The sequence below is a fragment of the Actinoplanes flavus genome (assembly GCF_017592555.1).
Lineage (GTDB): Bacteria > Actinomycetota > Actinomycetes > Mycobacteriales > Micromonosporaceae > Actinoplanes > Actinoplanes flavus.
Genome location: NZ_JAGFNS010000006.1, coordinates 67,138 through 86,761 on the forward strand (window position 1 = coordinate 67,138; position 19,624 = coordinate 86,761).

The following is a 19,624-nucleotide window of genomic DNA, read 5'->3' on the forward strand; positions in this document are numbered from 1 at the left end:
GTGCCCTGCACGTGATCTGCGGTGGTGTGGGGCGCCAGGTGCGTTCGCCACCTCATCACCTGTGAGGCTCTGCCATGCGTTCCGCCGACATCCGCAAGATCTTCTTCGAATACTTCACCAGCCGCGGCCATACCCGCGTCCCGTCCAGCTCGCTCGTCCCGGACGACCCGACGCTGCTTCTGGCCAACGCGGGCATGAACCAGTTCAAGCCGTACTTCCTCGGCGAGGTGCCGCCGCCGTATCCGCGCGCCACCAGCGTGCAGAAATGCGCCCGAACCTCCGACATCGACAATGTCGGCAGGACCACCCGGCACGCCACGTTCTTCGAGATGCTCGGCAACTTCTCCTTCGGCGACTATTTCAAAGCCGACGCCATCCGGTACGCCTGGGAGCTGCTCACGGAGCACTACCGCCTCGACCCCGAAAAGCTATGGATCACCGTCTACCAGGACGACGACGAAGCCATCGAACTCTGGCGACAGGTCGGTGTCCCCGCCGAACGGATCCAGCGCCTCGGCATGGACGACAACTTCTGGTCCATGGGCGTACCCGGGCCGTGCGGACCGTGCTCGGAGGTCTGCTACGACCGAGGGCCCGCGTTCGGTCCGGCCGGCGGCCCGGAGGCCAACGGCGAGCGCTACCTGGAGATCTGGAACCTCGTCTTCATGCAGAACCTGCGCGGTGAAAGCGCCGGCGGCGGCAAGGGCGACTTCCCGATCTTAGGCGAACTGCCCAACAAGAGCATCGACACCGGCCTCGGCCTCGACCGCATCGCCGCGATCCTGCAAGGCGTGGACACCGTCTGCGAGACCGACCTGCTCGCGCCCACCCTGGCAACGGTAGAACGCCTGGCCGGACGCCGCTTCCCCGGCCGCAACGGCAGCGACGAATCGGTCTCATTCCAGGTCGTCACCGAACACGCCCGCTCCACCGCGTTCCTGATCGCCGACGGCGTGCTCCCCTCCAACGAGGGCCGCGGCTACGTGCTCCGCCGCCTGATGCGCCGGGCGATCCGCCATGCGCGTTCCCTCGGCATCGACCGGCCCGTCCTGGCCGAAGTCGTCGGCAGCGTCATCGACAACCTCGGCACCGACTGGCCCGACCTGCGCAACCAACGCGAACTGATCACCGCCGTGGTCAGCCGAGAAGAGGAGACCTTCGGCGTGACCCTGCGCCAGGGCACCCGGCTACTCGAAGCCGCGATCACGCGCACTCGCACCAGCGGCGGTACCCGGCTCGCCGGAGAGACGGCGTTCGAACTGCACGACACGTACGGCTTCCCCATCGAACTCACCCTCGAAGCGGCCCAGGCCGCCGGCCTCACCGTCGACGAAGACCGCTACGCCGCGCTCTTGGAGGAACAACGACGCCGGGCGAAGAAGAGTGGCAAGGCCCAGACCGCGGCCGCGATGCGCCGCCAAGACGCCTACCGCGCGATCCTCGCCCAGCACGGCCGCACCGACTTCGTCGGCTACACCGCCACCACCGCAGACACCGAACTCATCGCACTGCTCGCCGACGGCGAACCACTCCCGGTGGCGTACGAGGGCCAACAGGTCGAGGTCATCATCAGCCGCAGCCCGTTCTACGCCGAACGCGGCGGACAGATCGGCGACACCGGAACCCTGACCACCGAAGACGGCACCACCATCGAAGTCACGGACACCACCTACGGTCTCGACGGCTTCTACGTCCTCACCGGCCGAGTAACCACCGGCCAGGCCCGTGCCGGTCAATCGGCCCACGCCGTCGTAGACGCGGACCGACGCGCCGCGATCGCCCGATCCCACTCAGCCACCCACGTCCTGCACGCCATGCTGCGCCGCAATCTCGGTGAACACGCTCGTCAGCAAGGCTCTCTCGTCGCCCCCGACCGACTGCGGTTCGACTTCGCCCACTTCGCGCCCGTCGACCCGGACCGTCTCCAAACCATCGGCACCATGATCAACGACTACCTACTCGCTGATCCCGTCGTACGCGTATGGCATGCGACCCGCGCCGAAGCCGAGGAAGCCGGAGCCATCGCCTTCTTCGGCGACACCTACGGCGACCTCGTCCGGATCGTCGACATCGGCGACGCCTCGCGGGAACTTTGCGGCGGCACCCACGTCGCTCACGCTACTCAAGCCGGGCCGGTACGCATCCTCGGCGAATCCTCCATCGGTGCGGGCCTACGCCGCATCGAAGCATTGACCGGCCGCGACGCACTCCAGCGAGTCGACCAAGAACGCCGCCTCCTCGACGAGGTCACCCAGTTACTCGGAAGCCGACCCGACGACCTGATCGCCACCCTGAGCAAACGACTGGCCGCGCTCGCTGAGGCCGAGAAGAGCCTGGCCGACTACCGTCGCCGGGAACTGGAGACCGTCGCCGCCGAACTGGCCGGGAAACGTCGCAACCTCGGTCAGGGGACGCTCGTGACCGCGCACGTCAGCAATATGCCGGCTGCCGAGCTTCGCACGCTTGCCATCACCGTCGTTGACCTCCTGCCACGAGCCACTCCGGCGGGCGTCATCCTCGCCACTAACGACGACGGCAAAGCGCTTCTGGCGGCAGCGATCAACCGCCCGCTGTTGGATCGTGGAATCCAAGCCCGCCAGTTGCTCATCGAGGCAGCCGCCACCATCGGCGGAGGAGCCGGCGGCACGGGTCCGATCGCCAGCGCAGGAGGACGTAACAGCACCGCCCTCGGCACGGCCCTCGCTCTGGCCGAGGATGCCCTCGCCGCCGTCATCGGCCCGTAAGCGCGAAGTCCAGCTGAATCCGCCTCGCGATTGGAGGGTTCTGGCCGATGCGCCCTTGGCCAGAACTCTCCGCCGTGCGGTGCTCCCCAAAGCCGCAGCAGCCCTAAGGAAAGTCTTTTTCGCGGCTTTCGTCATCGTACTTTCAGATGAACAAGTGAACAGCGAACGTTCGGAGAGCGCTCTCCATCGGTACTGGGTAGATGCGTGTGCTTTGTAGGCCGAGAAAGCTGCCGCCTCCGCCGCTCTCGCGGACACATAGCCGCAACATCGGTTGGACACCAACGTTCTGCGTTCCCCGCAACAGCCGGAGATACCCGATGATGATGATGATCGATGCGCGTGAGGGGGTGATGACGATTGGCCCGTCGTTACCGAGTCGGTCCGGGCGAATTCCACTCCACCCCACCGGTCCAGCCTGCTAGTGACGTGGATCTACGCGGGCTGCGCGAGCGGCACTGGCGACTGCTGTCGCTAGTGGCCGAACATGCGCTTCTGGACAGCGAGTGCGCCGCCGAATTGATGTTCGGCAGCCGTCCAGCAGCGGTGCGGCACCTGCAAGCCCTGGCGCGAGCCGGATTGGTGTGGCGATTCGCGCGCGATGACGATCGCACCCACCGCGCCTTCTACGAGGTCAGCACGAACGGCGTGGATGCCCTGACCGCCCGAACGCGGGCCAGCGGACTTCCGGTGCCCGTCAACCTCGGCGGCGCTCACCGCGATCAGTACGTGACCAACCACGTGCATGTCGGCTTGGTCCGCGCAGCCAAGGCCAGCGAGGGCCGGGCCTGGCTGTATAGCTGGCACCGCGGCGTAGAGGCCGCCGCCGGGATGCGCCGGCTCGGCATCTCCTCCGTGTATCCGCAGGCTGCGGGAACGTGGCTGGAGAACGGGCGGGTGCTGCGGTTCCTGCTGCATGTCGACGACGACCGACACTCTCTGTCCAGCGAGCCACCTCCGGCAGCGCAGGCGCTGGCCGGCTACCGCCTCGGCCGTACCGGAATTCCGGCGACCGCGCTACTCGTGCTGGCCTCGACCGCCGAACGCGAAGCCGAATTGCATCGCAACCTGACTGCACAACCTCTGCCAGTGCCGGTCGCCGCGACCACCCCGCAGCGCCTCTATGCCCTCGGCGACCCCAGCGCGAAAATCTGGACCCCGACCTCCACGGAGCCGGGTCGACTGGTCCGGCTGATCGACGTCGCGCCGTACTGACGTCCCCGGGCCATGGCACCGATCTTCGGTGACGGGGTGGCCGTCGGTGGGCTGTCCGCGGGGATGACCGCCCAGGTGATCGCTGCGGGGTCAGTCTTGATCCGGATCCCCAAACGGACACCCTGTGTGGCCTGACAGTGCAGGTCATCCCCACTGTCGCCAGTTCCGCGCATGTGCAGACAGACCCTCTACCTGGGGTCTCCCCGGGGGTACGCGAACATCTCCGAACTCCTCCTCATCGACCTCCTCGATCGAAAGGCGTCGCCTATGCAAGATGACTTCCTGAGAATCCAATCCCGCCTGACGGACCGCGACCACGTTCTGCTCGGCTGGCTTGCCGACCACGGCGTACTCACCTCCTTCCAGATCGCGCACGCGCTCTATCCGTCGCTCGACTTCGCCCAGCGACGGCTGCGCAAGCTCTGCGCAGAGGATGTCGACCTGCTCGCACGATTCCGCCCGTTCCGCGCCGAGGGCGGCACGTGGCCCTACCACTACGTGCTCGGCCAGCGCGGCACCGAGGTCGTGGCCGTCGCCCGCGGCACCGAACTGCCGCGCAAGGACCAAGCGCGCAAGCGGCGCTGGCACCTGACCAACCGGGCCAACCTCCCCCACCTGCTGGGCGTCAACCAATTCTTCACCGACCTGGCGGGGTACGCCCGAACCCACCCACACGCCAGCCTCGACCGCTGGTGGCCGGCATCGCGATTCACCACCTTCGCCGGATTCATCGAGGAAGGCGACTCACCCACCCTGATGGCCGCAGTACCGAAAGTGCGCCCGGACGGGCACGGCATCTTCACCGAACACGGCCGCAGCGTGCCGTTCTTCCTCGAACACGACACCGGCACCGAGCCACTCACCACCCTGATTGGCAAGATCGACGGCTATCTCGACCTCGCCTACCACCTCGGCCGCGATCGACCAGTGCTGTTCTGGCTTCCCACAGCCCTTCGGGAACGCCACCTCCACCAGCGACTCACCGAAGCCGGGATCCGCTACCCCATCGCCACTGCCGCCCGTGACACGGCCGCACAACGCGCGCTCAGCCCCGCCGACAACCTATGGCAGGTCTACCAGGTTCCCGGCGCCCGTCTCCGGCTCACCGATCTCGCCAATCTGACCGGCACCGCCGACCCAACCTCGGACTGAGCGGCTACCCGGCCTCGAAGGCGACGATCCATCGCATGACGATCGGATCGTTGCGCTGGACATCTGATGCCGGCTCCCACCGAGCCGTCCCGCCCCATACGGAAATCGATGTTGAGTCACCCCGGTCACCGTTGACAGGTTCTGTCAGGGCCTCTGAGCCGTGATTCGATCGCCTTCCCGCTATTGATCAACGTGCGCGTCTGACAGCTCCGCCGTCCAGTCCTTCACGCGGGATTCTGCCGGAAGCGCCTCTGAGCTGGCCTGTCAGATTGCATGGCCAGCACAGGGATGTTCTCCGTCCGCATTCGGTCCAGCGTGACCGGAGGCGGTTCCTGACAGAACCTAACAGTCCACGATGACCGAGCGTCGGACTGGCAGCCTGCTCTGCCCGCAGCCTCGCGGCCCCAACCGAGCCTGCCGTCCTAAACCACCGTCCGGCAGCATGCCGGACGAAATCCTTCCCATGATTGGAGGCCTCATGCGATTCGTGACCGTCTGCTTCCCGCAGCTCAACGCCCCTCAAGGAGGACGATGGTTCGACGCCGTGATGACCAACGGCTGAATCGCCGCTCATCACGCGGCCCCTCGCCCGCTACCCCGACTCGGTCAGCGGGCGAACTCGTCTCGGAAGACAACCCGCACGCGGACGTGCCCGGCCACCCTGACGCTCGCGGCACCTTGCCGATGGCCCGCCATCTGACCGACCTCGCCATCGAGGACGAGATCCAAACCCTCGCCGCCGAAGCAGCACTGCCAACTCCCGATCAAGCCGCCCGCCTTGCCCGGCTGCTACGGCTACATCAATGCAGGCGTCGCACAGCCTGACCGTTCCCACTTCCCGGTCGGACGCGGCACCGCTGCCGCGTCCGGCCGTTTACAAGATCGCCAGCCGCGGTCTGAGCCCGTGCGGGCATGTCCTTGATGTGGATCAAGTGCGCCGACCGTTTAGAGACGTACCGCGACAGGGGGACATCGCGATGCTGATATTTGCTGGCCGGGCGGTTCGCGAGAGGGTTATCCGGCGGCCGAGCATCCGTGTCGTCGAACGAGCATGGCCCATCCGGGGAGGTCAAGACGCGATTCGTCCGGAAGTTTGCGAAGGTAGCGCCACGCCGACCGCCCATGTGGCGTTGTACGAGACGAGATCACCGGCCTTGTAACCGCTGAAGCCGAAGAGATCCAATCTCTTCCAAACCGAACGAATGTTCGACAAGATGTGATCTCAAGGGGGGTGACTTCGATGGCGGACCGAAGCGGGATCGAGTGGACCGAGGCGACGTGGAATCCAACGACCGGCTGTGACCGCATTTCCCCTGGCTGTGACAACTGCTACGCCTTGGCACTGTCGCGGCGACTCAAGGCTATGGGGTCGGCGAAGTATCAGACGGACGGCGATCCGCGGACCTCTGGGCCTGGTTTCGGTGTTGCACTACACGAGGACGCCCTGAACATTCCCCGGCGATGGCGAGATCCGCGAGTTGTGTTCGTCAACTCGATGTCGGACCTGTTCCACGCCCGGGTGCCGGTGGCCTATGTGCAGCAGGTTTTCACGGTCATGCGAGAAACCCCTCGACACACCTATCAGGTGCTCACCAAACGCGCATCCCGGCTTGCCAAGCTCGCGCCGCTCCTCGACTGGCCGCCAAACGTATGGATGGGCGTCAGCGTCGAGACGGCCGATCAACTATTTCGCATCGACGATCTCCGACGCGTTCCTGCCGCTGTCCGGTTCGTCTCGGCGGAACCCCTACTCGGACCGTTGGCGAACATGAACCTATCCGAGATCGACTGGCTCATAGCTGGGGGCGAGTCCGGACCGAACAGCCGTCCCGTCCAGCCCGCCTGGGTGCGGGAGGTACGCGACCAGTGCGAGGCTGCGGGCACTGCGTTCTTTTTCAAGCAATGGGGCGGCCGCACATCAAAGTCCGGCGGACGCGAATTGGACGGACGCGAGTACTCATCGATGCCCGCACCGTCCACTGGTGCAGACGCGGCCGACGCTCGACTTCTCCTCACGCGGAGCTAACCCGCAGGGTCCCGGCGAAGGATTCCGCGCAGCGGTGTTGCCGTGCGACACTGCTGCGTGACGCCGGGTAGTCAGGGGGATCAATGCCGGTTGACGGTGATGTGCCATGGCCGTGTGCGCCCCATACGGAGGCCAAGCACAACATCTACCGCCGCTATCTGGAGCGATGGTTTCCGATATTGCTGGCTTACGAGAACTCGTATCCGTCGGTCACCTACGCGGAGGGGTTCGCCGGCCCCGGCATCTACAGCGGCGGCGAACCCGGCTCGCCGGTCATCGCCATACGTGCGTTGACGGCCAAGGTTCCGCCCACCAAGGGCGTCGCTCGGTTCCTGTTTGTCGACGACGACGAGCGCTGTACCAGCATGCTCAAATCGACACTGCGGGAAGCGTTCCCCGACCGCCCCCGATCCGACCATGCGATGCCCGTCAACATCGTCCCCGGCACGTGCGCCACCAACCTTGAGCCCGAGCTCGACAAGATGAAGGCCTGGGGGCAGCCGATCTTCGCCAACCTCGACTCCTGGGGTAACGCCCCAGTGCCCTACCGGCTACTGCAACGCCTTGCCACAAACGTTTCCAGCGAAGTCATCGTCACTCTCCAGCCACAGCACTTCGTCCGCTTCGTCACCAAAATGGGCCCAGCAGCCGATGAAGTCTTCGGCGGAGATCCGACCTGGCGTTCGGTCACCGAACTCGCGGCAGAGGCGAAGAGCCGGCACATTCTCACCTGCTACCGACAAGCGCTGCACACCGCCGGCTTCGAGTATCTGCTGGACTTCGAACTGGTTCCTCGCAACGGGCAGCCGTTGTATCTCGTCTTCGGCACCGGGCATCCGCTCGGCGTGAAGAAGATGAAGGACTCCCTCTGGGAGGTCGATCGCACCCAGGGAGTCGGCTTCCGCGATCCCCGCGACGAACAAGCCGAGACACTGTTTGACATCACCGCACCGGAACTCGGCCCGTTGACCCGGCTACTTGTTCAGAAACTTCGCGACAACGGACCCACCCGGATCGAGGATCTCCGCAAGTTCGCGCTTTTCGAAACGGTCTACCGCGAGGAACACGTCATCAGAGCCCTCCAGCCTCTGACGGATCAGGGCGTCATCACCAGCGACCGTCGTGGCAGCCTCCGCAGGTCCTCCATCGTCTCCCTCGCCCCGACCCCGGGCCGGTGAACGCGAATCCCGAGCGCTGCACACAGCTCCGCGAAACAACGAGGTTGCTGCGTACACAACCGACCCGAGCCCGTCTTGCTCGGCCATTTCGACTGCGTTGCCATCGGGACGCGGACTGAGCGCTGCGGCATTCGACGCAGCGTCGAATGCCGCAGGGTTTCTCCGATGCACGTTCTTGAGACCCTCCCACGTTCAGGCCTGCAGAACCTCGCGGAAGCCCTTGAGCAATGCCTCCAGCTCGTCAACCTTCGCAGCGAGCTCTTCCAGCTTTGCTTCGTTTTCCCTGTCGACCTGGATGGTGTCGGAGGTGTTGAGCTTACGTAGGGCGCGTTCAGCCTCCTCGCTGCTAGACCCATTGCGAACCGCATTGATGACCGCGCCGGCCTCGCTCCCGATCTTGTACACCACCACGTAGTGGTTCTGGTTACGTGGAAGCTCGGCGGGAAGGTGACCCAGACCCATGTTCGCCAGCTCGGCGCTGATCGTCGCCACTACGTTGACCTTTAGCCGCTGGTAGCCACTGAGGTAGCGCAGGTCCCACATGGATACTCGCAGAACGCCACCGCTGCTGCGCACGTCAGCGTCAAGCTCCTGCCACGTCTCATAAGCAGCCTCGTACTCGTCATCCGCGTCATACTGCGCCACTAGTAAGTCCTTATCGGAGGGAGGTAAGCGTTACGCCAGTCTGGTTTAATTTTCTACTTCGGTCAAGGTTTGATTTTAGATGCTTCGGCCCACTCGGTTAGAGGCCAGCGGCATCCTCGCCGAACCTCCACTTCCAGCCCAAGCGGTGACGGCCGAAGGGGCGACGGCTGCCCTTACCTGCTGGGAGGAGCGTGATGTCCGCGACCAGCCGGATGATGTCGCGTTTGACGGCTACCTCGTCTCCCAACTCGGCCCAGGCCTCGACTGCATGCTTGCCGATCCGGCCTCGGAGCACCGGTGGGATGCCGGCCTCGGAGGCTCGGGCCTCGTGCTGGGCGATCTGATCGAGGAGGCCCTTCTCGGCGCGAGCGAAGCTGATCGCGGTCACCTCGCCGTTCTCGGCAAGCCGCCGCCAGTCCTCCAACTCGGCGCGCAGCCGGGCGGCCTCGGCGCGGGCGTGGGCCACCTCGGCGTCGGACGCGGCCTGCGCGGTCAGGATCTCGTAAATGTCCTCTCGTAACAGCCACGCCACCACCACCCGCTGCACGAACTCGTCCATCAGATCCATCGGCGCCGCCACGCAACGCTTGTTCAGGCACGAGTACACATCACGCGACCAGTTACGCCGCCTGGCGAGCTGGCGTGAGATCGGGCCGCCGCACACTCCGCAGGGGACGACGTAGGACAGCAGGTACACCGCCCGTCCCGCGCGGGTGGTCTTGCGGGACGGGTCCTTCAACATGCGGACGGACGCCCAGTAGGTGTCCTCGTCCACGATCCCGTCCCAGATCCCGTCCCCGACGATCTCGCCACGCAGTACCCGCTTGCCGATGTAGGCGGGCCTCAGCGCGATCACGCGAACTACGCCGCGCATCCACTTCGTCCCCTGCGGGGACGGCACGCCCCGCGCGTTCAGCTCGTCCGCGATCCTGATCAGCGGAATGCCGCTGGTCACCTTGTCATAGATCTCCCGCACGATCCCCGCCCGGGTGTACTCGCTGGTCGTGCCGTCCGGCGCGGTAGCGATCAACACCTCGTCGTCGGGCTCCTGTCGCTCCAGGGCTCGGGTACGGGTGTGGTAGATCCGCCGGTACCCGTACGTCACCCGGCTGTGCGGGCGACCCGCCTCCGCCGCGCCGACGATGCCGCGCAGCACGTTGTCGCGAATCGAGTCGGCCAGCCATTCCGCCTGCACGGCCTGGAAGCCGAGCATCATCCGGTCGTTCTTGTCGCGCAGGTCGTACAGAACCCCGCCCACCAGCCAGAAGTTCAGGCCGACCTCGGTGCACATGTCACGGATCTTCACGTACACCGAGAGGTCGCGCTGGTTGCGGGAGATCTCCCAGATCACCAGCACGTCGCCCTTGCCAGTCTGGATCGCGTCGATCAGCCGCTCGAATTCCTCCCGCTCCTTCGTGGCGTGGCGGCTGGCCGACCGGTCGTTGTCCGTGAAGGAGGCCGAGTCCGTCCACCCGTGGGAGGTGATCTCCTTGACGTTGAGCACGCCCTGATCGTGGACGCTCTTGCCCTGTTCCTTCTTGTCCTGCGAAGCCCTCTGATAGCGCAGCGCTCGCACCTCGGCGCCACCCGCCAGCAAGGCCGTCTTGGTCTCGAACCGATTCGCGTTTCGCGGCCGCGCCGCCCGCCGTACCATCGATGCTGTCCCGTTTCCCCTGGTAATCGGTACCAACGCATCGACCATAGCTGTTATCGATCAATGGGAGTCCAGGACAACCAGACCGACGACGGCGACCACACGCCGCTGTAAAGACCGATCCGGACGTCGCGGCCGTGCGGCGTGGTGATCCGCTCGACGGCCAGACGCTCGATGAAACTGGGGAAACTCCCGCTGGTCAGCTGCGATTGCCACAGCAGGGCCTGGCTGCTCCAGTCACCGACGATGTCCGGACGCCCCGGGAACAACTCGCTCGCCCGGATCTGGTCGCTGACACACGCCAGGAGCAGCAGCAGATTGGCGCTGTAGGCCGCGTACCGGGATGGCTCGCCGTGGCGGGACGGCTGGTATCCGGCGTAGCGCTGCCCCGCCGGGCTGTGTGGCAGAGCCTGGAAGAGCCGCAGGAGGAGCGCCTTCAACGACTCCCGGACCGCGTGCTTCTCCGCCCACGCCGTCCCGCTGAGAAAGTCGATGATCGTGGAGCGGCGGCTCAGCGGCTGATGGGAGAGCAGCGCCCGCAGCAGATCGTCGTGCATCGGCGCCGGCCCGAACGACGACGTGGTCACCGACGCCTGGGCCGCCACGTCGAGCAGCACCTGCCAGGTGAGCCGGGCCACGAAGAACTCGGTGAACGTGGCGTGCAGGAACTCGTACGTCTCCAGGGAGGCCTGACCTCCGGCCCGCGCCCGATGAACGAAGAAGAACCGCCCGAGCGTCAGCTCGGCCGGGCGCAGCGCGACACGCAGCCCGCCCGGCGGCTGCTGGACCGGGCCGAGCAGACCGGCCAGATCCGCCTCCAGGTCGGCCTCGCTCACCCACAGCGTCGAACGGTTGAACATCGCGAAGGCCACCACCGCCAGCCGCCGCAACTCCTCCTCGACGGCGGCGGCGAGATCGCGGGCCGGCAGGCCGGGCCGCTGCTTGACCACCTCCCGGACGGCGAAACTGCGCAGCAGCCGCTCATACAGCTGGTCCTGCCGCAGACTGCCGCCGGCCTGCTGCAACGCGTTGCCGTCGGCGTCGTAGAGGGCCAGCATGAGCAGCAGCAGCGGTTGCTCGGCGAGATGCCGGTGGGCCAGCGCGCTGTCCACCGCCAGCGGCGCCAGCCGGCGGCTGGCGAGACCGGCCGCGTTCGCCCGGTTCCAGACCGCCAGCCAGGCCGTGATCTGCTTGTCGTCGAACGGCTCCAGCCGGATCGCGAGTGTCTCCGCCGTGGTCCGCGCCCGGTTGGCGACCGCGATCCGGCTGGTCACCACGACCGCCACCGGCCGGCCCTGGACGGCCTCGCGGTGCTGGAACGCGGCGACCCGCTCCAGGTAGTCGGTCTGGCTCACCCCGGTCGCCTGGAGCAGCTCGTCGAAGCCGTCGAGCAGGACGACGGGCAGGGCGTCGCCGGCCGAGCGGACCAGGGCCGGCCAGTCGAGCCGGTCCCCGGTGGCCGCGCGGATCGCGAACTCGAGCTGGTCCTGAATCTGGTCGAGGGACGGGGTGTCCCGCAGCACGACCCGGATCGGCAGGAACTCGCTGGCGGGCAGCCCGGCCGCCAGCACCCGGGTGAACACCGACTTGCCGGACCCGGGCTGACCCAGCACCAGCAGCGGGGCCCGGACGGCCCGTGGCGAGGTCAGGTGACCGATCAGGAAATCGCGTAGATCGTCTCGCACTGGGAACCGCGCCCACCAGTCGTCATCGCTGACCAGCGTCGACCCGGCATCATGCGACACCCGGAACCGGGGTGGCAGATAGGCCTCGCCGAGCGTGGGCACGGTGATGCCGTCCGGCACGTCGCCGGTGTCGACCACCGGACGGTCCAGGTCGTCGCGGTGGGCGGAGGCCAGCCCGGCCCGCCGCTCGTCCGGCGCCTGCCCGGCGTGGATCGCCAGCAGGACCGGGCCCATCTCGGTCAGGGACGCCCGGACCGCCCGCTGCTCCTGCCGGGCCACCCAGTAGGCGACCTCGGGAAACTCGGCGCACAGCCGCAGCAGCGCCTCGTCGTAGCGGGCGACCGAGGAGTGGGCGACCGAGGACAGCGTCTCGGCGATCCGGGTGCGGTCGGGCGCAGGTAGGTCCTCCGCGACGGCGAGGCCGTCGAGGAAGCTGGCCAGGCCGTCCGCGAGATCGTGGTAGTAGCTCCGCAGGTCGCGGCGGAAGTCGGCCAGCGACCGCTCCGGGCCTGGCAGCAGGCGTCCGGCCGCCATGATCTGGGGGACGAAGTCGCCGGGAGCGGCCGGACCGCCAGTGCCCAACGCGATCTGCTCGGCACGGGTCAGCTCGGCCGGCAGGCGCACTCCGGCCAGGCCCTCGAAGAAGGCGGCGACCACGATGACGGTGTGGGCGGCCTCGATCCGCTCGGTGCGGCCGTAGCGGGACAGGCCGCAGCAGCGCTCCGCCAGGCCGCGGACCAGCTGGTGGCTGAGCCGGGTCAGCTCGGCCTTCGCGTCGAACCAGCCCAGCACCTCCTCGACCAGCGGCGTCGTGCCCAGCATGAGCCAGCCGGCTGTCTTCTCCAGCAGACCGACGACCACGCTTTCCTGGCCGCCGAGAAGCCGGGCGGCGTCGGCGTAACTGAGCGACTTGGCCACGGATCCATCTTGGACGTCCGAGCGGAATGCGGCGTCATGCCCAGGGTTGAACCTTGCCGTCATCCCGTGGTCGTAGACAGAGATGGCCTCAGGAGGCGAAGCGGCGGGCGATGTCGCGGTGGGCGGCGGCCGCGGTGGCGGCGTCCCGGTCGCTGAACGGTGAGCCGGGGCCGGCGCCCATCGTCTCGACCTGGTCGGCGAAGCGGCGGTGGCTCTCGCCCGCGTGTTCCCGGCAGGCCAGGCAGGTGACGCTCTCCGGCAGGGTGGAGGTCATCGCGTACGGCACCCGGCAGCCGCACGCCGTCGGGACCTCGGCCGGCAGTTCGGCGGCCAGGCCGAACGTCGCGGCCAGCATGTTGCGCTCGGCGGCGCGGGACCGCAGCGCGCCCGCCTCGACGTGGATGTGTGGATCGTCCGACGGATTCACCATGGCCCCACTGTGCCATGCGCCGGCGGAATCGTCCGGCACGGGTGATGCCGCCGGGGCCGCCCGCGGGCAAGCCTGGACACGTGAGCGTGGAGCGCCGGATCCGGTGGCAGAAGTTTCCTCAAGAGGCCGTGGCGCCGGCCCTTCGCCACTTAACGTGAGCTTCATGTTCCGGCCACGGCATACCGGTGGTCGGCGGGGGTAACGTCCCGATCGGGAGGGTCTTAAGGCCCGTGTCCGTTCTCCGGGCCGCCGATACGTTGATCGTGACCAGTCAGGAACTCGAAAAATTCCGTCGAGAGGAATGATCGTGACCGCCGTTTCGGATCACCGGGCCGCCACGTTCGACCAGCAGGAGCTCGTGCAGAAGCTCGCGGCTCCGGACGACGCCGAGATCGCCAGTCTGGACGCCTGGTGGCGGGCGAACAACTACCTGACAGTCGGGCAGATCTATCTGCAGGGCAACCCGCTGCTGCGGGAGAAGCTCAGGTCGGAACACATCAAGCCCCGCCTGCTCGGGCACTGGGGCACCAGCCCCGGCCTGTCGCTGATCTACGCCCACATGTCCCGGCTCATCAAACAGACCGGGCAGCAGGCCCTCTACCTGACCGGGCCCGGCCACGGCGGCCCCGCCCTGGTGGCCGCCGGCTACCTGGAGGGCACCTACTCCGAGATCTACCCGCAGGTCGGCCTCGACGAGGGCGGCATGCTGCGGCTGTTCCGCCAGTTCTCCTCACCGGGCGGCATCCCGAGCCACGTCTCGGTGACCACGCCGGGCTCCATCCACGAGGGCGGCGAGCTGGGCTACGTGCTGGTCCACGCGTTCGGCGCGGTGATGGACAACCCGGACCTGCTGGCCATCGCGGTGGTCGGTGACGGCGAGGCGGAGACCGGCCCCCTGGAGGGCTCGTGGAAGGGCGTCTCCTTCCTGAACCCGGCCCACGACGGCGCGGTCCTGCCGATCCTGCACCTCAACGGTGCGAAGATCGCCGGGCCGACGGTGCTGGCCCGCAAGGACCCGGCCGAGGTGCGCAAGCTGTTCGAGGGCCACGGCTACGACGTCCTCGAGGTCGAGGGCGACGACCTGCCCGGCATGCACCACCGGTTCGCGGCGGTCCTCGCCGAGGCGTGGGGCAAGATCAAGGGCATCCAGGCCGCGGCGCGCGGCGGTCAGTGGGACGGCACGCGGCCCAACTGGCCTCTCATCATCATGCGTACGCCCAAGGGCTGGACCGGTCCGGAGAAGATCGACGGCATCAAGGTGACCGGCACGTGGCGCTCGCACCAGGTCCCGCTCTCCGGGGTCAAGGGCAACGACGACCACATGGCCGAGCTGGAGAAGTGGCTGCGGTCGTACAAGCCGGAGGAGCTCTTCGACGCCACCGGCGCGCCGGTCGCCCAGATCATGGACCTGAACCCGCCCGGTGACCTGCGGATGAGCGCCACCCCGCACGCCAACGGCGGCCTGCTCACCAAAGATCTCGACATGCCGGACTTCCGGGACTACGCGATCGACGTGAAGCAGCCGGCCCAGGGTCGCGCCGAGTCGACCCGCAAGCTGGGTGAGCTGATGCGCGATCTCTACACCCGCAACCCGGACCGGTTCCGGCTGTTCTGCCCGGACGAGACGAACAGCAACCGGCTGGGCGCGGTGTTCGAGGTGTCCGACCGCGGGTTCATGGAGGCGGTCAACGACGAGGACGTCAAGATCAGCAACACCGGCCGGGTGATGGAGGTGCTGTCCGAGCACAGCTGCCACGGCTGGCTGGAGGGTTACAACCTCACCGGGCGGCACGGCATGTTCGCCACCTACGAGGCGTTCGCCATGGTCAGCGCGTCGCAGACGGTCCAGCACGGCAAGTGGCTCCAGGAGGCGGCGCACCTGCCGTGGCGGGCCAAGGTGCCGAGCCTGAACATCCTGCTCACCTCGACGGCGTGGCGTAACGACCACAACGGCTTCTCGCACCAGGGGCCCGGCCTGATCCAGGTGGTGCTCCAGCAGCGTGGCGACGTGGCCCGGGTCTACCTGCCGCCGGACGCGAACACCCTGCTCTCGGTGGCCGACCACTGTTTCCGCTCCCGGTCGTACGTGAACCTGATCGTCATCGACAAGCAGCCGCAGCTCCAGTGGCTGACCATGGACCAGGCGATCGAGCACTGCACCAAGGGCGCCGGCATCTGGGAGTGGGCCGGCAACGACGACGGCGAGCGCGACCCGGACATCGTCCTGGCCTGCGCCGGCGACGTGGTGACCATGGAGACCGTGGCGGCGGCGCAGATCCTCAACAAGAAGCTGCCGCAGATGAAGGTCCGGGTCGTCAACGTGGTCAACCTGATGACACTGCCGCGGCCCAAGGACCACCCGCACGGCATGCCCGAGACCATGTTCCGTGAGCTGTTCACCGACCACGTGGACGTGGTGTTCGCCTTCCACGGCTACCCGGGCGCCATCCACCAACTGGTGCACGGCCGGCCGGACGCGGACCGGTTCCGGGTGCGCGGCTTCATCGAGGAGGGCACCACCACCACGCCGTTCGACATGACGGTCCGGAACAAGGCGTCGCGCTACCACCTGGTGATGGACGCGATCAACAACGCGAAGCGGCTCCCGGCCGGCGCCAGCGAGCTGAAGGCCTGGTGCCAGTCGCAACTGGCCAAACACGAGCAGTACGTGGTCGAGCACCTGGAGGACATGCCCGAGGTCCGGGACTGGTCGCTGGGCGACTGGGCCGAGCACTGATCTTGATCGTGCGATATCCCACTGGGTATTGCACGTAGATGAGCGGTACGGCGCGCGAATCTCCACATTCGCGCGCCGTTCGCGTATCGGAGTTCGCGAATCGGTCAGCGCGCCGAAAAGATTTCCTCCGAAACTACGGCGGAGACCTGTCTCACCCTTTCAATCATCGGCGTGGGGAGCGAAAGTGAGGGAAGCACACACCCGTCGCTCGACGATGAGGAAGGGGACCCCCGTATGACCGCCACCCTGAACCCCTGGCCGACGACCCGGCAGGGATCCACCGACCACCCGGTGCAGACGCTGCAGTACCTGCTGCTCGCCCATGGTCACACGGTCACCGTCGATGGCGTTTTCGGCTCCGAGACCGGCGACGCGGTGCGCGCCGTCCAGCGCGCCAAGAACCTGCCCGACGACGGCGTGGTCGACGCGGCGACCTGGCGGGCACTGCTCGTCGCCGTGCGTCCCGGGATGCGGGGCAGCGCGGTCCGCGGCCTCCAGGAGGAGTTCGCCCTCGACGGCGCCGACGGCATCTACGGCCCCAAGACCGAGGCGGCGATCCGCGACCTCCAGGCCAGCATCCGCGACGGGGGTGTGGCGGTCGACGTGGACGGGGTGGTCGGCCCGCAGACCTGGCAGGCGCTGGTCAGCGGCCTGCGCGAGGCGGCCCCGCTGAGCAAGGCGGCCTGAGGGTCAGCGCCGGATCGTCGCGGGATCGAAGCCGAACGGGAGCTCCAGCCGGTGCGCGGCCATCAGGTCGCGGTCGGCGAGCAACTCCCCGGTGGGCGCGTCCGCGACGATCCGTCCGCCGTCCAGGATCACCGCGCGCGGGCAGAGCTCCAGCGCGTAGGGCAGATCGTGGGTGACCATCAGGATCGTCACCGGCAGCGCGTCCAGGATCTCGGCCAGCTCCCGGCGGCTGGCCGGATCGAGGTTCGACGACGGCTCGTCGAGCACCAGGATCTCCGGCCGCATCGCCAGCACGGTCGCCACCGCGACCCGGCGGCGCTGCCCGAACGACAGGTGATGCGGGATCTGGTCGCGGTGCTCCAGCATCCCGACCGCGTCCAGCGCCTCGGCGACACGCTGGGCGAGCTCGTCTCCCCGTACCCCGAGATTCGCCGGACCGAAAGCCACGTCCTCCGCGACCGTCGGCATGAAGAGCTGGTCGTCGGGGTCCTGGAAGACGACGCCGACCCGGCGGCGGATCTCGGTGATCGCCTTGCGATCGCCGGGCGTGACCGGCAGCCCGGAGATCTCCACCCGGCCCGCGCCGCCGTGCAGGATGCCGTTGAGATGCAGCACCAGCGTGGTCTTGCCGGCGCCGTTCGGCCCGAGCAGGGCCACCCGCTCGCCCGGTTCGATGGTCAGGTCGATCCCGTGCAGCGCCTCCCGCCCGTCGGGGTAGGCGAAGGTGAGGCCGGTGATCTGGAGCGCCGCGGTCATGACGTCATGCTAGGAGGGCGGTCACGGCGATCCCGGCGGAGGCCACCGGCAGTGCGGCGGAGAGCACCCACTCGGCCGCCGGCGCCGGCGCGCCCACCGTGACCGGCATCCGCCCGGCGTAACCGCGCGACAGCATGGCCAGGTAGACCCGCTCGCCGCGCTCGTAGGAGCGCAGGAACAGCGCCCCGATGCCGACCGCGAACGCCTTCACCTGCCAGAGGAACCGCGGATCGTAGCCGCGGGCCAGCCGGGCGATCCGCATCCGGCGCGCGTCGTCGGCCAGGACGTCCAGGTAGCGCACCATGAACGTCATGATCTGGGTGATCACGTCCGGGCAGCGCAGCCGGTCCAGCCCGACGATCAGGTCACGGGTGGTGGTGGTCGCGGCGAGCAGCAGCGACGCCAGCACACCGAGGGTGCCCTTGGCGAAGATGTTCCACGCCCCGTAGAGGCCCTCGACCGACAGCGACATGCCCAGCCACTCCACCCGCTCGCCGTGCCCGGCGAACGGCAGCACCACGGCGAGCAGCACGAACGGCAGCTCGATGGTGGCCCGCTTCAGCAGCCAGCCGGCCGGCACCCGGGCCAGGGCGGCGACGATCGCGATCAGGACGGCGTACCCGGCGAAGGCGGCGAACTCCTCCCGCGGGGTGACCACCACGACGATGGTGAACAGCAGCACCGCCACGATCTTCACCTCGGGGGAGAGCCGGTGGATCGGGCTCTCCCGGTTGAGGTGCAGCGAGTTGTTCAAGAAGAGGCCTTCTCCCGCCGCCGCAGCAGCCAGAACAGGCCGCCGCCGATCGCGAAGGTGATCAGCACCCCGGCCACTCCGGACAGCCCGGTGGCCAGGAACTCGTTGTCGACGCCGGCCACCGCGTAGTCGGCCAGCGGGCTGTCCCCGAGCTGGTGCTCACCCTCCCGCTGGGCCATGCAGGTGCCGCCGGTGATCTCGTCGTCGGCGTTGAACGTGCAGCCCTCCCGGGCCGCGTAGTCCAGGCCGTCCGGGCTGCCGGAGGCGAAGCTGGACACCACACCCGCCAGCAGCAGGGCCACCAGCAGGCCGGCGATCAGGAACGCCTTCTTCCTCATGCGAGCACCGCCTTCGCCAGGACCGGCTTGCGGAAGTGGCGCAGGGCGTAGACCAGGTCGGGACGGACGCGGGCCACGGTGACCACGGTGATCGCCGCGATCAGGCCCTCACCGATGCCGATCAGGGTGTGCACGCCGGCCATGGTGGCGGCGATCGCGCCGATCGACAGCTCGGTGGTGCCGCCCAGCGCGTACTCCACCACGAAGCCCATCGAGGCGATGACGACGCCGGCGACCGAGGCGATCAGGGCGGTGGCGCCGAGCCCGGCGGGGTTCTTCGGCAGCACCCGCAGCAGGCCGGCGACCAGCAGGTACGCGGCCGCCGCCCCGATCAGGGCCATGTTCGTGATGTTCAGCCCGAGCGCGGTCAGCCCGCCGTCGGCGAACAGCAGGCACTGCACGATCAGCACGGTGGCGACGCAGAGCGCCCCCACGTACGGCCCGACGAGCATCACCGCGAGGGTGCCGCCCAGCAGGTGGCCGGAGACCCCGGGCAGCACCTGGAAGTTGAGCATCTGGACGGCGAAGATGAACGCCGCCACCAGGCCGGCCATCGGCGCGAGCCGGTCGTCGAGGTCGAGCTTGGCGCGCCAGACGCAGAACGCGAGGCCCACCACCGCCACCACTATGAAGATCGCGGAGACGGGACCGTCGACGATCCCGTTCGCGATGTGCATCGCCTGCGTTTCCATGGCGCCAGCATATGAG

At 67.9% G+C, this 19,624-nt stretch carries 15 protein-coding genes; 7 read left to right on the forward strand and 8 right to left on the reverse strand.

The features are described from left to right. Nucleotides 1-74 precede the first annotated feature (74 nt). The 5 genes from alaS to J5X75_RS10770 all read left to right on the forward strand — a co-directional run bounded on the left by alaS (nt 75) and on the right by J5X75_RS10770 (nt 8,312). Nucleotides 75-2,744 (forward strand): alanine--tRNA ligase, encoded by a 2,670-nt coding sequence (gene alaS / locus J5X75_RS10750; RefSeq protein ID WP_208467206.1) that lies wholly within the window; start codon nt 75-77, stop codon nt 2,742-2,744. A 426-nt stretch (nt 2,745-3,170) separates the two neighbouring features. Further along, a complete protein-coding gene (locus tag J5X75_RS10755; protein WP_208467207.1) occupies nt 3,171-3,956 on the forward strand; it encodes a replication-relaxation family protein in 786 nt (261 codons plus the stop codon). A gap of 267 nt (nt 3,957-4,223) precedes the next feature. Further along, nucleotides 4,224-5,108, forward strand: coding sequence for a replication-relaxation family protein (locus J5X75_RS10760; RefSeq protein WP_208467410.1), 885 nt, complete (start codon nt 4,224-4,226; stop codon nt 5,106-5,108). A gap of 1,240 nt (nt 5,109-6,348) precedes the next feature. Then, nucleotides 6,349-7,134 (forward strand): DUF5131 family protein, encoded by a 786-nt coding sequence (locus J5X75_RS10765; RefSeq protein WP_208467208.1) that lies wholly within the window; start codon nt 6,349-6,351, stop codon nt 7,132-7,134. An 83-nt stretch (nt 7,135-7,217) separates the two neighbouring features. Further along, a complete protein-coding gene (locus tag J5X75_RS10770) occupies nt 7,218-8,312 on the forward strand; it encodes a three-Cys-motif partner protein TcmP (RefSeq protein ID WP_208467209.1) in 1,095 nt (364 codons plus the stop codon). Nucleotides 8,313-8,504: 192 nt separating this feature from the next. Here the strand turns inward: J5X75_RS10770 and J5X75_RS10775 are convergent, their stop codons facing one another. The 4 genes from J5X75_RS10775 to J5X75_RS10790 form a co-directional block, all read right to left on the reverse strand. Continuing rightward, nucleotides 8,505-8,957, reverse strand: a complete 453-nt coding sequence (locus J5X75_RS10775; RefSeq protein ID WP_208467210.1) for a hypothetical protein — start codon at nt 8,955-8,957, stop codon at nt 8,505-8,507. Between the two features lie 97 nt (nt 8,958-9,054). Next, nucleotides 9,055-10,554, reverse strand: coding sequence for a recombinase family protein (locus J5X75_RS10780; protein WP_238487682.1), 1,500 nt, complete (start codon nt 10,552-10,554; stop codon nt 9,055-9,057). A gap of 110 nt (nt 10,555-10,664) precedes the next feature. Beyond that, nucleotides 10,665-13,214 carry an NACHT domain-containing protein gene (locus J5X75_RS10785; protein ID WP_208467212.1) on the reverse strand — a complete coding sequence of 850 codons (2,550 nt, stop codon included), beginning with the start codon at nt 13,212-13,214 and terminating at the stop codon, nt 10,665-10,667. An 88-nt stretch (nt 13,215-13,302) separates the two neighbouring features. Next, nucleotides 13,303-13,644, reverse strand: a complete 342-nt coding sequence (locus J5X75_RS10790) for a hypothetical protein (protein ID WP_208467213.1) — start codon at nt 13,642-13,644, stop codon at nt 13,303-13,305. 301 nt (nt 13,645-13,945) lie between these two features. On the opposite strand from J5X75_RS10790, the gene J5X75_RS10795 reads away from it, so the two are divergent. Together J5X75_RS10795 and J5X75_RS10800 are read left to right on the forward strand one after the other, a co-directional pair. Continuing rightward, nucleotides 13,946-16,381 carry a phosphoketolase family protein gene (locus J5X75_RS10795; RefSeq protein ID WP_208467214.1) on the forward strand — a complete coding sequence of 812 codons (2,436 nt, stop codon included), beginning with the start codon at nt 13,946-13,948 and terminating at the stop codon, nt 16,379-16,381. A gap of 234 nt (nt 16,382-16,615) precedes the next feature. After that, a complete protein-coding gene (locus tag J5X75_RS10800; RefSeq protein ID WP_208467215.1) occupies nt 16,616-17,068 on the forward strand; it encodes a peptidoglycan-binding domain-containing protein in 453 nt (150 codons plus the stop codon). A 3-nt stretch (nt 17,069-17,071) separates the two neighbouring features. On the opposite strand, the gene J5X75_RS10805 is transcribed toward J5X75_RS10800, so the two are convergent. The 4 genes from J5X75_RS10805 to J5X75_RS10820 are packed head-to-tail and all read right to left on the reverse strand — an operon-like array spanning nt 17,072 to nt 19,608. Beyond that, on the reverse strand, nt 17,072-17,824 hold the full coding sequence (locus J5X75_RS10805) for an energy-coupling factor ABC transporter ATP-binding protein (protein WP_208467216.1): 753 nt from the start codon (nt 17,822-17,824) through the stop codon (nt 17,072-17,074). Between the two features lie 4 nt (nt 17,825-17,828). Beyond that, nucleotides 17,829-18,578, reverse strand: coding sequence for a cobalt ECF transporter T component CbiQ (cbiQ, locus tag J5X75_RS10810; protein WP_208467217.1), 750 nt, complete (start codon nt 18,576-18,578; stop codon nt 17,829-17,831). Beyond that, complete coding sequence (locus tag J5X75_RS10815; protein ID WP_208467218.1) at nt 18,575-18,916, reverse strand: PDGLE domain-containing protein; 342 nt, start codon at nt 18,914-18,916, stop codon at nt 18,575-18,577. The genes cbiQ and J5X75_RS10815 overlap by 4 nt, the downstream gene beginning before the upstream one ends. Beyond that, the gene (locus J5X75_RS10820) at nt 18,913-19,608 is read right to left on the reverse strand and encodes an energy-coupling factor ABC transporter permease (protein WP_208467219.1); all 696 of its coding nucleotides are present in this window, start codon (nt 19,606-19,608) and stop codon (nt 18,913-18,915) included. The genes J5X75_RS10815 and J5X75_RS10820 overlap by 4 nt, the downstream gene beginning before the upstream one ends. Nucleotides 19,609-19,624 lie beyond the last annotated feature (16 nt).

Bases quoted from the DNA above. Each gene is read 5' to 3' on its own strand.
- J5X75_RS10760 (WP_208467410.1), top strand. From the start codon at position 4,224: ATGCAAGATGACTTCCTGAGAATCCAATCCCGCCTGACGGACCGCGAC.
- J5X75_RS10770 (WP_208467209.1), top strand. From the start codon at position 7,218: ATGCCGGTTGACGGTGATGTGCCATGGCCGTGTGCGCCCCATACGGAG.
- J5X75_RS10790 (WP_208467213.1), bottom strand. From the start codon at position 13,644: ATGGTGAATCCGTCGGACGATCCACACATCCACGTCGAGGCGGGCGCG.
- J5X75_RS10820 (WP_208467219.1), bottom strand. From the start codon at position 19,608: ATGGAAACGCAGGCGATGCACATCGCGAACGGGATCGTCGACGGTCCC.
- J5X75_RS10815 (WP_208467218.1), bottom strand. From the start codon at position 18,916: ATGAGGAAGAAGGCGTTCCTGATCGCCGGCCTGCTGGTGGCCCTGCTG.
- alaS (WP_208467206.1), top strand. From the start codon at position 75: ATGCGTTCCGCCGACATCCGCAAGATCTTCTTCGAATACTTCACCAGC.
- J5X75_RS10800 (WP_208467215.1), top strand. From the start codon at position 16,616: ATGACCGCCACCCTGAACCCCTGGCCGACGACCCGGCAGGGATCCACC.
- J5X75_RS10795 (WP_208467214.1), top strand. From the start codon at position 13,946: ATGATCGTGACCGCCGTTTCGGATCACCGGGCCGCCACGTTCGACCAG.
- J5X75_RS10765 (WP_208467208.1), top strand. From the start codon at position 6,349: ATGGCGGACCGAAGCGGGATCGAGTGGACCGAGGCGACGTGGAATCCA.
- J5X75_RS10805 (WP_208467216.1), bottom strand. From the start codon at position 17,824: ATGACCGCGGCGCTCCAGATCACCGGCCTCACCTTCGCCTACCCCGAC.